Origin of the sequence: Streptomyces sp. NPDC048269 (assembly GCF_040652395.1) — a bacterium.
Lineage (GTDB): Bacteria > Actinomycetota > Actinomycetes > Streptomycetales > Streptomycetaceae > Streptomyces.
The window spans coordinates 95,432-109,929 of record NZ_JBEZLW010000005.1 but is presented as its reverse complement, the minus strand read 5'-3'; the positions used below and the strand labels follow the sequence as shown (position 1 = coordinate 109,929).

Sequence of the window (14,498 nt, the reverse complement as noted above, 5' to 3'; positions counted from 1 at the left end):
CACGTGACGCACGACCACGACCTGGTACTCCGTCCCACCGAGGCCCAGACGGCCGCCGCACTGGCACCGCCGCCGGGGCGGACGGGCGGGGACCTGGTCGTGGAAACGCTGCGCTCACTCGGCGCGACCACCGTCTTCGGGCTGCCCGGGCAGCACGCGCTGGCCGTCTTCGACGCCGTCGGCCGCTCGGACCTCCGCCTCATCACCCTCCGCACGGAGAACAACGCGGGCTTCGCCGCCGACGCGTACGGCCGGATCACGGGCGAGGCCGTGCCGCTGCTGCTGTCGACGGGGCCGGGGGCGCTGATGGCGCTGCCGGCGCTGGCGGAGGCGGCGGCCGCGTCCGCGCCGGTCCTCGCCATCTCCTCCCAGGTGCCCGTGGTGGGCCTGGGCGGCGGCAGGCGGGGACACCTGCACGAACTGCGCGACCAGTCCGCCTCCTTCCGGGACGTGGTGAAGTCGGTCCACGTGGCCCGCACCCCTTCCCAGATCCCGTCGGTGGTCGCCGCGGCCTGGGAGTCGGCCCTCACCGCCCCGCACGGCCCGGTCTGGGTCGAGATCCCCGAGGACGTCCTCCGGTCGGAAACCCTGATCCCGCAGGTCACGGGCATGGACGCGACCCCGCACGAGCTCGCCCCGCGCCCGGAGCTGACGGCGCTGGCGGCACACTGGCTGTCGCGGGCCGCCCGCCCGGTGATCATCGCGGGCGGCGGCGTGATCCGCGCCGACGCGGCGGGCAAGCTCAGGCAGCTGGCGGAACGCCTCCACGCGCCGGTGGTCACCACCTTCGGCGGCAAGGGCGCCTTCCCCTGGACGCACCCGCTGTCCCTCCAGTCCTGGCTGGAGGACCGCCACATGACCGACTTCCTGGAGGACGCGGACGTCCTCCTCGTCGTCGGCTCCGGCCTCGGCGAACTGTCCTCGAACTACCACACGTTCTTCCCCGAGGGCCGGGTCATCCAGATCGAGGCGGACCTCGGCAAGCTGGAGTCCAACCACGCGGGCCTGGGCATCCACGCCGACGCCCGCCTGGGGCTCCAGGCCCTGCTGGAGACGGTGGCCGAGCGCGAGGACCCGTACGCCCCGGACCGCGTGCGCATGGTCCTGTCGGCCGTCGCGGACCGGCTGTCCGGTCAGGACGTCGCCCGGGAACAGGAACTCCTGACCTCCATCCGCGCCGCCCTGCCTCCCCGCTCCCCGTCCTTCTGGGACATGACGATCCTGTCCTACTGGGCGTGGTCGGCCTTCGACGCGAAGCACCCCAACACCATGCACTCCGCCCAGGGCGCGGGCGGCCTGGGCTACGCGTTCCCGGCGGCCCTCGGTGCGGCCGTCGCGGAGCCGGGCACCCCGGTCCTGGCCGTCTCGGGCGACGGCGGCGCGATGTACTCGATCGCGGACCTGGCCACGGCGAAGCAGCACCACCTGGACGTCACCTGGCTGATCGTGGACGACGGCGGCTACGGCATCCTGCGCGAGTACATGACCGACTCCTTCGACGGCCGCACGACGGCAACGGAGCTGGCCCGTCCCGATTTCGTGGCCCTCGCGGAATCCTTCGGCGTCCCGGCCGCCACGACGACCCCGGATGCCCTGAAGGGCGACCTGAAGAAGTCCCTGGACACACCGGGCCCCTCGGTCCTGGTCCTCCCCACCACCCTCAAGATGTTCGCCCCCACCCACGTTTAGGGGGCACGCCCGCGGCTCGCTAGGGTGGCGACGATCAGGTCCGGGACGGTGTCCGAGGGGGAGCAGTGTCGTTCGAGCAGGAGTGGGCCGGGCACAAGCAGGCGACGACCGAGGCCCCGTCGCCGCAGATGAGACTGAACCAGGTCCCCGCCGATCAAGGCGGCTCGGCGCCCGCTGGGTACGGGGTGCTGGCCACGGCCCCGCCCGAGAAGAAGAAGGCGGCCAACACCATCGAGAACGTCCTGCAGCCCGGCACGACGAAGGCGGCGGACGCGGCCGACGAACCGACCACGAACGCGGTCAAGGCCTTCAGCGGCTGGGCGACGGCGGCAGGCCTGACGAAGGCGCACACGCACTGGGACGACCAGGTGAAGCGCCTGATGGGACGCCTCAACTCGGAGAAGACGGCCCTTCGCGGCGCGTCGAACCTGTTCACCGGAAACGACCAGCTGACGGGCCGGAGCTTCCAGCCGGTGCAGTCCAAGGTCACGGGACTGTAGGGGGAAACGTGCCGAACTACTCCGAGATCATGCATACGGACCTCTCCGCGCTCACCACGGCCGCCGACGGCTGGAAGGCCATGGCGACGCAGTTCAAGACCATGGAGGACGTCTACAAGGACGAGGTCCAGAGCGTCTCCGCAGGCAACGGCTGGCTGGGCTCCAGCGCCACCACCGCCGCCACCAACTCCTCCATGACCCGCCAGGAGTTCGCGGCGGCGCAGAAGGAGGCCCTGGCCATGGAGTCCCTGCTCCGTGACGCGCACACCCGGTTCACCGACCTCAAGGGCCGGGTGGTCTCGGCCGTAGCGGATGCCAAGACCGCCGGAATGAAGGTCTCGGACGCCGGCATCGCGAGCTACGACTTCTCCAAGGCCGACCCGGGCACCGCCAACGCGATCCGCCACGACCCCGACCTCCCGGAGATCGAGCGGTCCTGGACGCAGAAGATCGCGGACACGGTCAAGGCGGTCACGGAGTTCGACGAGGACGTCAAGGTCGCCCTGCTGAACGCGTCAGGTGCGGACGGCACGGCGATGTTCGGCTTCAACTCCAAGCCCGTCAACGACGTCGAGGCCGTGGAGGCGCTGGCCCTCACCCAGAAGATCCGTGACGGCAAGGCCTCCCCGGAGGAGCTGCGGCACTACAACGAGGTCCTGAAGCAGAACTCCGGGGACAAGCACTTCAGCGAGGCGTACCTGAACTCGCTGGGGGCAAAGGACACCCTGCTGCTCGCGGACCAGATGAACCTGGCGTCCAACGACCGCGGGGCGTCGGCGGCCGACAAGAAGCTCTACGAGTCGATCAACGCCGGCCTCGCGGGGACGATCGCCTCGGGCACCAAGGACCCGGACAGCTACGCCTACAAGCCGTTCGTCAACGGGCTCAAGGAGCTGGGCGACGACAACCTCGCCAAGGGCGCGCGGCCGATGCACGGGTACACGGCCCTCGTGACCCTCATGGGGAACGGCGACGGCTACGGCAAGCAGTTCCTCAACGACATCGGCAACGGCATCATCGAGACCGAGAAGTCGAAGCCGTACGTTTTCAACCACGCCTTCGACGCGGCCCGCCCAAACCTGGTCCCCGACCCGCTGGACAGCCTCCTCGGCATCATGGCCAAGGACCCGGCCTCGGCCGAGTACTTCCTCGACCCCGCCGCACCCGGCAACAAGAACGACCACCTCGACTACATGCTCACCGACCGCGAATGGCCGACCGAGTGGCTCTCGGGCGGCTACGGCAACATGGACCTCGAGAACCCGAACAAGGCGGAAGGCCTGGGCGCGGCCATCCAGGCGGCGGCCACGGGCCACACGGACGGCGAGAAGCTCGGCCCGCCCGGACCGCACACCGAGGGCCAGGCGCGGGTGATGCACGAGGCGATCCAGCTGCTCGACGACGGCATGAAGGGCGACGAGTTCAAGGAGGACCTGGAGGGCCTGCGCGAGCCGATGGCGAGGGCACTGGTGGACTACGTGGCCGACACCCACGAGATCCTCGGCGGTAAGAACACCGATCTGGGCGGTCACGCGGGCAGCGACTCCATCTACGGTTCGGGTGACAAGGCCCAGATCGCGGTCGGACAGGGCAGTCTGATCCGTGTGATGCGCGGCATCGCGGACGACGGTCCGTCCTACGGCCTGATGGTCCAGGCGGAGCGGGCCTATTCGGCGGAACAGCTCGCGACTGCCGTGCCGTTCAAGGCCGGATCTCCGCACGATGCCAGTATCGACTGGGACAACCGTGCGCACGACATCGGAGCGGCATCCGGAGCCCTCAACGGCATCGGGGCCGACGTCTACAAGGACAAGGAAGACGACAAGGTCAAGTGGGCCGAGGGTACGGCCGAGTACACGGCCGCGAGCGTGAACGGGCTCATCGGCGAGATCCCGGTGGTGAGCACGATCGGTGGCTCGCTGATGGACGCGGCCAAGTACGACTGGGTCGAGGGTGTCAAGGACGCAGCCGAGGAACTGAGCAAGAAGGAGTCCAGCGACAACTACTCGGCGGGCAAGGACGGGACCAACAAGCTGTTCGACACATGGAGGGACCAGCGGCAGTCGGACGGCGGCGCCCCGGAGGCCGAACACGCTAAGAACGCAGCGGGCGTGGCCTACACGAGCGGACGGGAGGCTGCCCGTGCGCACCTTCGGCCCTGACGTGCGGAAGGCTTTCGCAGGGTCGGCGCTCGCGCTCCTCTGCGTAGTGACCCTGGCATCGTGCACCTCGGACGATTCCGCGTCGAAGTCCGCGGACCTCTGCGGGATCAGCCCGTCCTCGGAGGAGGAATCGCTCGTGCGCGAGGTCCTCGGGAAAGAGGACTTCGCGACGAAGGCCTACGGCAGCACGAGCGTCTTGGTGGACAAGATGGAGCGCGCGCTGCCGAAGGTGCCCAAGAGGGACATGTTCTACACGAACGCATGCGGATACAGCGTGGGTGGAGAGCAGGGTGACTCCGGTGTGACCTTCCTGGCCGGGTGGTTTCTTCGGACCTCCGAACTGCCCTCTTTCCCCAACGACGTGTCCTACGAATTGAACGGTGCGCGCGGTGTGGCGCGAAGCAGCAGCTCGACGCTGCTCGTCCCGTGCGACCTGCCCGGTGAGCTCGGGGCGCAGTCGCAGAAGGTGTGGCTCACAGCGGACACCACGTACAGGTTCAGCCCGTCCCGGCCGGACGTGGACCAGGCGACCAGAGACCGGCGCATGACCCTCACCTACCTCATGGCCCGCCGCGTCACCGAAGCCCTCGGCTGCGAGAACAAGCCGCTGGAGAAGCCCCCCGTGGTGAAGCCGCTGCCTACCCCCTGACGGCTACTTCGGCCCAGACGGCCTTCCCGATGCCGTGCCGCCGGGGGCAGCAGCCCCAGCGCGCGGCCAGGGCGGCCACGATGGCGAGCCCGCGCCCCCGCTCGTCCCGGTCCGCCACGACCTGCGGCGCGAGCTTGACCGCGGGCCCCGCGTCGGCGACCTCCACCCGCAGCAGCCCGTCGTACCGCGCGAGCCGGACCCCGATGTCCCGGCCGTGGGGTGCGCGGGAGTGCCGTACGGCGTTGGTGACCAGCTCCGAGAGCAGCAGTTCGGCCGTCTCGGCGGGGTCTGCGCCGACATCACACTCGGCGAGCTGTCCACGCAGGAGCGCGCGTGCTCGTTCCGGAGCGCGGGGGCCGCAAGGCACGATCCAGAGGATCTCGTCGGCAGAAGGCATTGTCATGGAGCCTCACCTATCTAGATACCTAATGAGAGTGAACCGGGCGCCCGAATCGGGGTCCAATAGGTATCTAGATATGTTCGCCCGTGCGTGTGGTAGCGGGTAGGCGACGCCTGCGCCCCTAGGCTGTCTGGAGTTGATCGGGAGGACCGTATGTCGAAGGACGCCACAGCGCGGCAGCCCAAGTACCTGCGCATCGCCGCCGAACTGAAGGACGCCATTGCGTCCGGCGAGTACGGGCCCGGTGACCGGCTGCCCGGTGAGAGCGACCTCATGAACACGTACGGCGTCGCCCGGATGACGGCCCGCCAGGCATTCGGCGTCTTGCAGGCCGAGGGGCTGGCCGAGGCGCGCAAGGGCGCCGGGGTCTTCGTGAGGGAGTTCAAGGTCGGTATCCGGCGGCGTGGGATCCAGCGGCTGGCCGTCGAGGTCTGGGGTGCAGGAGGGTCCATCTGGGCCGTGGACGGCAAGGGTCACGATCCCCAGGTCGAATTGCTCGGCGTCGCCGAGGAAGCCGCGTCCGAGGCCGTCGCGGGTGTGCTCGGGCTGGCGGACGGGGCGCCCGCCTGCGTGCGGCGCCGCAGGTTCCTGCTCGACGGGAAGCCGGTGATGCTCGCCACCTCGTACCTCGACGCCGTTCTCGTGGCCGGCACGCCCATCACCGAGCCCGACACCGGGCCCGGCGGCATCTACGCCCGCCTCGCAGAGCTCGGCGTCGGGCCCGCACGGTTCCGCGAGGAGGTCCGGTCGCGGATGCCGGGTCCCGATGAGGCCGCGCGGCTCGGGCTGGCCGCCGGGACCCCCGTCGTGCTGGTGTGCCGTACCGCCTTCGCCGCCGACGGGCGGGTGGTCGAGGTCAACGAGATGGTCCTCGACGCCTCCGCGTACGTCCTGGAGTACGAGTTCGACGCGCCCCGGTAGGCCGTCGCGACCCGGCTTCCGGTGGGGGTCCAGCGGTCGGTGATCCCCTGATCGGATGCAGCCTCCGTGCCCGGCGCGTACTCCAGTGCGATTGTGGCGGTGGGATGAAATCCGCCGGTCGGGGCGTTGGGGCTTCCGGTAGGACAGGCGAACGGGGAGGCACCACGTGACGGCGGCAGAGACGGCGGCTGGGGAGAAACAGGGCTGGGCCAGGAGGCTGACCGCCTACACCTGGCGGTACAAGACCAACGTGCTGCTCGCGCTCGGCTCCTCGCTGGGCGGCATGGCCGTCATGGCGCTCGTGCCGCTGGTCACCAAGGTCATCATCGACGACGTCATCGGGGACAAGACCAAGCCCATGGGGCCCTGGGCCGCGATGCTCATAGGCGCGGCCCTGCTCGTGTACGTGCTGACCTACATACGCAGGTACTACGGCGGGCGCCTTGCCCTCGACGTCCAGCACGACCTGCGCACCGACATGTACGACACCATCGCCCGCCTCGACGGGCGGCGGCAGGACGCGCTGTCCACCGGACAGGTGGTGGGGCGGGCCACCAGCGACCTCCAGCTCATTCAGGGCCTGCTCTTCATGCTGCCGATGACCATCGGGAACTTCCTGCTGTTCGGGATATCCCTGGGCATCATGCTGTCGCTGTCCCCGTTGCTGACCATCGTCGCGCTGCTGATGGCCCCCGCCCTCTGGTTCATCGCCAAGCGCAGCCGCAAGAAGCTCTTCCCCGCCACCTGGTGGGCCCAGGGCCAGGCCGCCGCCGTCGCGACTGTCGTCGACGGCGCCGTGACCGGCGTCCGCGTCGTCAAGGGCTTCGGGCAGGAGGAGCAGGAGACCGCCAAGCTGCGCGCCGCCGGACGTCGGCTGTTCGCCGGGCGGATGCGCACCATCCGGCTCAACTCCCGCTACACCCCCGCCCTCCAGGCCGTCCCGGCCCTCGGGCAGGTCGCCATGCTGGCCCTCGGGGGCTGGATGGCCACCCGGGGACAGGTCACCCTCGGCACCTTCGTCGCCTTCTCCACCTACCTCGCCCAGCTCGTCGGCCCCGTCCGCATGCTCGCCATGGTGCTCACCGTCGGCCAGCAGGCCCGGGCCGGCGTCGAGCGGGTCTTCGAGCTCATCGACACCGAGCCCGTGATCGAGGAAGGCGGGCACGAGCTGCCCGCCGACGCGCCCGCCACCGTCGAGTTCGACGACGTCCGCTTCGGCTACGACCCGCAGCGGCCCGTCCTCGACGGGTTCTCGCTCACCGTCGCGGAGGGGGAGACCGTCGCCCTGGTCGGGTCCTCCGGCAGCGGGAAGTCCACCGTCTCGCTCCTGCTGCCGCGCTTCTACGATGCCGACCACGGCGCCGTCCGCGTCGGCGGGCACGACGTGCGCGAGCTGACGTACGCGTCCCTGCGCGGAGCCATCGGGCTCGTACCCGAGGACTCCTTCCTCTTCTCCGACACCATCCGCTCCAACATCGCCTACGGGCACCCCGAGGCCACCGACGAGCAGATTCGCGCCGCCGCCCGCGCCGCCCAGGCCGAAGGCTTCATCGAGGCCCTGCCCGCCGGGTACGAGACCAAGGTCGGCGAGCAGGGGCTCACCCTCTCGGGCGGCCAGCGCCAGCGCATCGCCCTCGCCAGGGCCATCCTCACCGACCCCCGCCTGCTCCTCCTCGACGACGCGACCTCCGCCGTCGACGCCCGAGTCGAGCACGAGATCCACGAGGCCCTGCGCAGCGTCATGGCGGGCCGGACCACCCTGCTGATCGCCCACCGCCGCTCCACGCTCGCGCTGGCCGACCGGATCGCCGTTCTCGACCACGGGCGGCTCGCCGACACCGGAACGCACGAGGAGCTGGAACGCAGGTCCCCCCTGTACCGGCGGCTGCTGACCGACCCCGACGCGCTCGGCGCCGCCTCGCCGCGCACCCCCGACGCGGCTGCCGCGATGGCCGAGTTCGAGCGGGACATCGAGCGTGACATCGAGCTCGAAGCCGAGATCGACTCCGAGCCCGTCAACGCCAAGCGCCGTGTCGCGGGCGGGATCACCCCCGAGCTCTGGCGGCGCCAGGACGAGTCCGACAACGCCGCCCCCGCCCCGGCCGCCGGGACCGGCGCGCCCGGAGCCGGGCACTCCATGGCCGGGGCCGTCGCCGGGATGCCCGCGACCCCCGAACTGCTCGCCCAGGTGGCGGCCCTGCCGCCCGCCGACGACGAGCCCGACGTGGACGAGGACCGCGCCACGGCCTCCGAGGAGAGCTACGGCCTGCGCCGCCTGCTCCACGGGTTCTGGGCGCCGCTCGCCATCAGCCTCGGCCTCGTCGCCGTCGACGCGGGCTCCGGCCTGCTCCTGCCGATCCTGATCCGGCACGGCATCGACCAGGGCGTGGAGAAGGCCGCGCTCGGCGCGGTGTGGGCCGCCGCGGCCCTCGCCCTCGCCGTCGTGGTCGCCCAGTGGGCCGCGCAGTTCGCCGAGACCCGGATGACGGGCCGCACCGGCGAGCGCGTGCTGTACGCGCTCCGCGTCAAGATATTCGCCCAGCTCCAGCGCCTCGGGCTCGACTACTACGAGCGCGAGCTGACCGGCAAGATCATGACCCGGATGACCACCGACGTGGACTCCCTGTCCAGCTTCCTGCAGACCGGCCTCGTCACCGCCGTCGTCTCCGTCTTCACCTTCTTCGGGATCCTGATCGCCCTCCTCGTCCTCGACGTCGAGCTCGCGCTGATCGTCTTCGCCACCCTCCCCGTGCTCGTGATCGGCACGGTCGTCTTCCGCCGCAAGTCGGTCGCCGCGTACGAGCTGGCCCGCGACCGGGTCAGCGTGGTCAACGCCGACCTCCAGGAGTCCGTCGCCGGGCTGCGCATCGTGCAGGCCTTCCGCCGCGAGGGCTCCGGCGCCCGCCGGTTCGCGGAGCGCAGCGACTCGTACCGCGAGGCCCGGGTCCGCGGCCAGTGGCTGATATCCGTCTACTTCCCCTTCGTCCAGCTGCTGTCCTCGGGCGCCGCGGCCGCCGTGCTGATCGTCGGCGCGGGCCGGGTCGAGGCCGGGACCCTCACCACCGGCGCGCTGGTCGCGTACCTGCTCTACATCGACCTGTTCTTCGCCCCGGTCCAGCAGCTGTCCCAGGTCTTCGACGGCTACCAGCAGGCCACCGTCTCCCTCGGCCGGATCCAGGGGCTGCTGCGCGAGCCCACCACCACCCCCCGCCCGGAGCGGCCCAGCGAGGTCCCGGAGCTGCACGGGGAGATCGTCTTCGAGGACGTCCGCTTCCAGTACGGGACGGCGGAGGAGCGGGGCGAGAAGGGCGAGGCTCTGGCCGGAATAAGCCTGCGGATACCCGCAGGGCAGACCGTCGCATTCGTCGGCGAGACCGGAGCCGGCAAGTCCACGCTGGTCAAGATGGTGGCCCGGTTCTACGATCCGACATCCGGCCGGATCACCGCCGACGGCGCCGATCTGCGGGATCTCGATCTGACGGCGTACCGCCACCGCCTCGGTGTCGTCCCCCAGGAGTCCTACCTCTTCCCCGGGACCGTCCGCGACGCCATCGCCTACGGGCGGCCCGAGGCGAGCGACGCCGAGGTGGAGGCCGCCGCCCGCGCGGTCGGCGCCCACGACATGGTCGCCACGCTCGACGGCGGTTACCTGCACACCGTCGCCGAACGCGGACGCAACCTCTCCGCCGGGCAGCGCCAGCTGATCGCGCTGGCCCGGGCCGAACTCGTCGACCCGGACGTGCTGCTCCTGGACGAGGCCACCGCCGCCCTGGACCTGGCCACCGAGGCCCAGGTCAACCAGGCCACCGACCGGCTCGCCGGCAAGCGGACCACCCTCGTGGTGGCGCACCGGCTGACCACCGCCGCCCGCGCCGACCGGGTCGTGGTCATGGACCGCGGCCGGGTCGTGGAGGACGGCACGCACACCGAACTCCTGGCGCGCGGCGGCCGGTACGCCGAGCTGTGGCGCACCTTCGCGGGCGAGGACGAACGCGCCGCGGCCTGACGGCCGAAGTGCTCAGAGCCCGCCGAACAGCAGGTTGCCCGTTCGCTACGCAAAGACGCTGATGGATCACCTGGCGTAATGGGCCGTGGGGTCCCGAACTCGCCTGCTCCTGCTGCCCGGTGGGGATGCACTCGTGCGAGGTAGGGGGTCCCGGATCCTTGCCGACCGCAACCTTCCGGGAGGGCTGGGCGTCGTACGTGCGTACGCACATGGTACGTACGACCGATCGGGGGACAGGGTGTTGGAGGGGTGGAGGAGGGGGTGCGGCCGGTGGGCCGCGCCCCTGGGGGTGTTCGCGACGGCGTCGTGGCTCTCGGTCGGCGGACTGTTCGCGGCGCCGTCCGCGCAGGCGGCGCCGGCCGCCCGGAGCGAGGTGGCCGGGCGGGGTGTGCCCGCCGCCCCCGGCGGCTGTGCGGGCCGGCTCGCCAGGACGCTGCCGATCGCGGCGGGCGAGGTGCGCGTGTACAAGAGCCACCACCAGGCGTGTGCGGTGGCCGTGGCCCGCGTCCCAGGCGAGCGGCAGGAGATGGCGGTGAGCATTCAGCCGCGCGGCGGGGCCCCGATCCGCGATATCGGACGATTCACCCGTTATGCCGGGCCTGTCACCGTGGGTGCGATCGGCCGGTGTGTGTATGTAAAGGGGAGCGTGGGAGCCGGATCAGCCGATTCCGGCTGGATCCTGTGCTGAGTGACCGGCCCAACTAGGTCTGTTCAGCGGCGCGTTCACCCCGCTAGGTTCACGGCGACCGAAGTGAACTCAAGGGGAGGGTGAATGCGCAAGACGCTCGGATGGCTGCTGTCGCTCGTGGTGCTGATCGGCACCATGGGCGCGGCCGGCTTCACGGCACAAGCGGCCACCGCCGCGGGGCCGGCGGCCGCGACGGACATCAAGGACCAGATCCTCGGCATTCCGGGGATGAGCCTGATCGAGGAGAAGCCGTACCCCGGCTACCGCTTCTTCGTACTGAACTACGAGCAGCCGGTCGACCACCGGCAGCCGTGGAAGGGCACCTTCAAGCAGCGCCTGACCCTGCTGCACAAGGACGTGTCGCGGCCGACGGTGTTCTTCACGTCCGGCTACAACGTCAATCCCAACCCGCGCCGCAGTGAGCCGACGACCATCGTCGACGGCAACCAGGTGTCGCTGGAGTATCGATTCTTCACCCCCTCCCGGCCCGACCCGGCCAACTGGGCGAACCTCGACATCTGGCAGGCCGCCAGCGACCAGCACCGCATCTTCACCGCCCTGAAGAAGACCTACACCAAGAACTGGCTGGCCACGGGCGGCAGCAAGGGCGGTATGACGGCGACGTACTACGAGCGCTTCTACCCGCGCGACATGGACGGCGTCGTCGCGTACGTCGCGCCCAACGACGTCGTCAACAGCGAGGACTCGGCCTACGACCGCTTCTTCGCCAAGGTCGGCACCAAGGAGTGCCGCGACAAGCTGAACGCGGTGCAGCGCGAGGCGCTCGTGCGCCGCGAGCCGCTGGAGGCCAAGTACGCGGCCGCCGCCGCCGAGAACGGCTGGACCTTCACCACCGCCGGCTCCCTCGACAAGGCCTACGAGGCCGTCGTGCTCGACTACGTGTGGGCCTTCTGGCAGTACAGCCTGCTCTCCGACTGCGCCACCATCCCGGCCGCCGCGACCGCGAGCGACCAGGAGGTCTGGGACACGGTCGACGCGATCTCCGGCTTCTCCGCCTACACCGACCAGGGCCTGGAGACGTACACGCCGTACTACTACCAGGCGGGCACGCAGCTCGGCTCCCCGGACATCAAGCAGCCGCACCTGGCCGGCCTGAGCCGCTACGGCTACCAGCCGCCGCGCAACTTCGTACCCCGCGACATCCCCATGACCTTCCAGCCGGCGGCCATGCGGGACGTGGACAACTGGGTCCGCAAGAACGCCGACCAGATGCTGTTCGTGTACGGGCAGAACGACCCGTGGGGCGCCGAGCCGTTCCACCTCGGCTACGGGGTGCGCGACAGCTACGTGATGATCGCGCCGGGTGCCAACCACGGCGCCAACGTCGCCAAGCTCCTGGACGAGGAGAGGACCCTCGCGACCGCGAAGATCCTCCAGTGGGCCGGGGTGGCCCCGGCCGCCACGCTCGCCGACGCGCGGATGGCGGCGCCGCTGGCGGCGCCGGACGCGCAACTCGACCAGCGCGACCTGGAGCGCGAGCCGCAGCTGCGGCCGTAACGCTCTGCCGGGCCACGGGCTGACACCCAGTAAATCCAGTACGTCCAGTACGTCTAGTACGTCAGTCCGTGGCCCAGCGGGTAGCGGCCCGGGACCGGCACCGGGAGGCGGCCGGCGGGCCGTACCGCCCCGGTGAGCACCCGGGCCGCCGCCCGCATCTCCACGTCCGTCCAGGAGTACGTCGCCACCTCCGCCGCGCAGGCCGGCAGCCGCGCCGAGTCGTACGGGTTGCGGATCGCCACCGCGATCACCGGCACACCGGTGGCCAGCAGGCCCGACACCAGGGTGCGCTGCGGATCGTCCCCCTCGGGGACGTTGTACGTGCAGACCACCACCGCCGTGTGCCCGGGGGCCGCGGCCGCCGCGCGGGCGGGCGGCAGGGCCGTGGCCCGGCAGCCCAGCGCGGTCAGTTCCTGGGCGAGGACGGCGGTAGGGGGCCCGGTGGTGCCGCTGGGGGAGGCCGGGTCCGACCCGGTGACCAGCAGCCGGGGTCCGGCCGAAGCGTCCAGTGGCAGCAGCCCGGCAGGATTGGCCAGCAGGGTCGTCGTGCCGGCCGCGATCTCGTCGGCCGCCGCCAGGTGCTCCGGGACGCCGACGACGGAGTCGACCTGGTCGTCCGAGGTGCCCACGTCCCCCGCCGGGATGCCCGCCTCTCCGTCCGAGGTGCCGACGTCCTCCGCCGGGGTGCCCGACTCGTCGAACACGCCCCGGCGCGCCTTCAGCTCCAGGATCCGCAGCACCGACTCGTCGATCCGCTCCTCCGTCAGCTCGCCCGACTCCACGGCCGCCAGCACGCTGCGGTAAGCGAGCCCCAGGTCCGGCGGGTTCAGCAGCTGGTCGCAGCCCGCCTTCAGTGCCAGCACCGGCACCCGATCGTCCCCGTACTTCTGGCGGACCCCGGCCATGTCGAGCGCGTCCGTGACCACCACCCTCCGAAAGCCCAGGCGTTCGCGCAGGATCCCCGTCACGATCGGCCGGGAAAGGGTCGCCGGGTCCCCCGACGGATCGAGGGCGGGGAAGACGATGTGCGCGGTCATGACCGCGTCCACGCCCGCCTCCACCGCGGCCCGGAACGGCGGCTCGTCCAGCTCCTCCCAGACGGCGCGGGTGTGCCGCATCACCGGCAGCCCGACATGGCTGTCGGTCTCGGTGTCACCGTGGCCCGGGAAATGCTTGGCGGTGGCCGCGACCCCGGCCCGCTGGTAGCCGCGGACCTGGGCGGCGACCAGCTCCGCCACCGCGCCCGGGTCGGAGCCGAAGGACCGTACGCCGATCACCGGATTCGCCGGGTTCACGTTCACGTCGGCCACCGGCGCGTAGTCCTGCCGGATGCCCATGGCCGCCAGCTCGGCCCCCGCGATGCGCGCGGCCCGGCGGGCGTCGGCGGCGGAACCGGTCGCCCGGTGCTGCGCGCCGAGCGCCATCGCCCCCGGGAACAGCGTCGCGGGCTTGCCGATGCGGGCGATGATGCCGTGCTCCTGGTCGGTGGAGAGCAGCAGCGGAATCCCGGGGCCGGTCGTGAGGGCGGCCTGCTGGAGCCCGGCCGACAGCGTGGCGATCTGGTGCGGAGTACGGGTGTTGTGCGCCCAGGCGAAGTAGATGACCCCGCCGAGGTGGTAGCGGGAGACCACCTCCGCGGCGGTGCGCACGCCGAAGAGCTCGTGGTTCTTCTCGGCGTCCGCCGGGTCCGGGTCGGCCGCCGCATGCCCGTACACCCGGGAGACGAAGAGCTGACCGACCTTCTCGGCGAGGCTCATCCGCTCCACGAGGCGGCCCAGCGGCGTATCGGACAGGCCGCCGGGCGGCAGCGGGCCGGGGGCGCGGCGGACGCCCGCGGCGCCGGCCGGGGCGGAGGAGGCCCCGGCGGCCGTGACGGCGGCCATGGCGGCCGCGGCGAGCAGGGTCCGGCGGGAGGCGTGGTACGGCACGCGCCGGACCCTACTGCCGGGCCGCGCCCCGTGAGGC

At 71.4% G+C, this 14,498-nt stretch carries 10 protein-coding genes; 8 read left to right on the top strand and 2 right to left on the bottom strand.

Annotation, left to right across the window (positions count from 1 at the left end; all coding sequences use genetic code 11):
- Positions 1-3: 3 nt before the first annotated feature.
- The 4 genes from AB0D48_RS07635 (at position 4) to AB0D48_RS07620 (ending at position 5,000) form a co-directional block, all read left to right on the top strand.
- Positions 4-1,689 carry a thiamine pyrophosphate-binding protein gene (locus AB0D48_RS07635; protein ID WP_362391885.1) on the top strand — a complete coding sequence of 562 codons (1,686 nt, stop codon included), beginning with the start codon at positions 4-6 and terminating at the stop codon, positions 1,687-1,689.
- A 65-nt stretch (positions 1,690-1,754) separates the two neighbouring features.
- Positions 1,755-2,189 carry a hypothetical protein gene (locus AB0D48_RS07630; RefSeq protein ID WP_362391883.1) on the top strand — a complete coding sequence of 145 codons (435 nt, stop codon included), beginning with the start codon at positions 1,755-1,757 and terminating at the stop codon, positions 2,187-2,189.
- An 8-nt stretch (positions 2,190-2,197) separates the two neighbouring features.
- Entirely contained in the window at positions 2,198-4,351 is a 2,154-nt protein-coding gene (locus tag AB0D48_RS07625) for a hypothetical protein (protein WP_362391881.1), read from the top strand.
- Positions 4,352-4,397: 46 nt separating this feature from the next.
- On the top strand, positions 4,398-5,000 hold the full coding sequence (locus AB0D48_RS07620) for a hypothetical protein (RefSeq protein WP_362391879.1): 603 nt from the start codon (positions 4,398-4,400) through the stop codon (positions 4,998-5,000).
- Here AB0D48_RS07620 and AB0D48_RS07615 read toward each other — a convergent pair.
- The gene (locus AB0D48_RS07615) at positions 4,990-5,403 is read right to left on the bottom strand and encodes an ATP-binding protein (RefSeq protein WP_362391877.1); all 414 of its coding nucleotides are present in this window, start codon (positions 5,401-5,403) and stop codon (positions 4,990-4,992) included. The genes AB0D48_RS07620 and AB0D48_RS07615 overlap by 11 nt on opposite strands.
- A gap of 150 nt (positions 5,404-5,553) precedes the next feature.
- Here AB0D48_RS07615 and AB0D48_RS07610 point away from each other — a divergent pair, with 150 nt between their 5' ends.
- From AB0D48_RS07610 to AB0D48_RS07595, 4 genes are all read left to right on the top strand, one after another.
- Complete coding sequence (locus tag AB0D48_RS07610) at positions 5,554-6,321, top strand: GntR family transcriptional regulator (protein WP_362391875.1); 768 nt, start codon at positions 5,554-5,556, stop codon at positions 6,319-6,321.
- 166 nt (positions 6,322-6,487) lie between these two features.
- Positions 6,488-10,327: an ABC transporter ATP-binding protein gene (locus AB0D48_RS07605; RefSeq protein WP_362391873.1), complete on the top strand. Its 3,840-nt coding sequence runs from the start codon at positions 6,488-6,490 to the stop codon at positions 10,325-10,327.
- A gap of 289 nt (positions 10,328-10,616) precedes the next feature.
- Positions 10,617-11,015, top strand: a complete 399-nt coding sequence (locus AB0D48_RS07600) for a hypothetical protein (RefSeq protein ID WP_362391871.1) — start codon at positions 10,617-10,619, stop codon at positions 11,013-11,015.
- Between the two features lie 84 nt (positions 11,016-11,099).
- Positions 11,100-12,533 carry a S28 family serine protease gene (locus AB0D48_RS07595; RefSeq protein WP_362391869.1) on the top strand — a complete coding sequence of 478 codons (1,434 nt, stop codon included), beginning with the start codon at positions 11,100-11,102 and terminating at the stop codon, positions 12,531-12,533.
- 53 nt (positions 12,534-12,586) lie between these two features.
- Here AB0D48_RS07595 and AB0D48_RS07590 read toward each other — a convergent pair whose 3' ends face one another.
- Positions 12,587-14,416: a glycoside hydrolase family 3 N-terminal domain-containing protein gene (locus tag AB0D48_RS07590; protein WP_362392291.1), complete on the bottom strand. Its 1,830-nt coding sequence runs from the start codon at positions 14,414-14,416 to the stop codon at positions 12,587-12,589.
- Positions 14,417-14,498: the final 82 nt, after the last annotated feature.

Excerpts from the sequence above, each read along its gene's own strand:
- AB0D48_RS07615 (WP_362391877.1), bottom strand. The coding sequence starts at position 5,403 with ATGACAATGCCTTCTGCCGACGAGATCCTCTGGATCGTGCCTTGCGGC.
- AB0D48_RS07610 (WP_362391875.1), top strand. The coding sequence starts at position 5,554 with ATGTCGAAGGACGCCACAGCGCGGCAGCCCAAGTACCTGCGCATCGCC.
- AB0D48_RS07595 (WP_362391869.1), top strand. The coding sequence starts at position 11,100 with ATGCGCAAGACGCTCGGATGGCTGCTGTCGCTCGTGGTGCTGATCGGC.
- AB0D48_RS07590 (WP_362392291.1), bottom strand. The coding sequence starts at position 14,416 with ATGGCCGCCGTCACGGCCGCCGGGGCCTCCTCCGCCCCGGCCGGCGCC.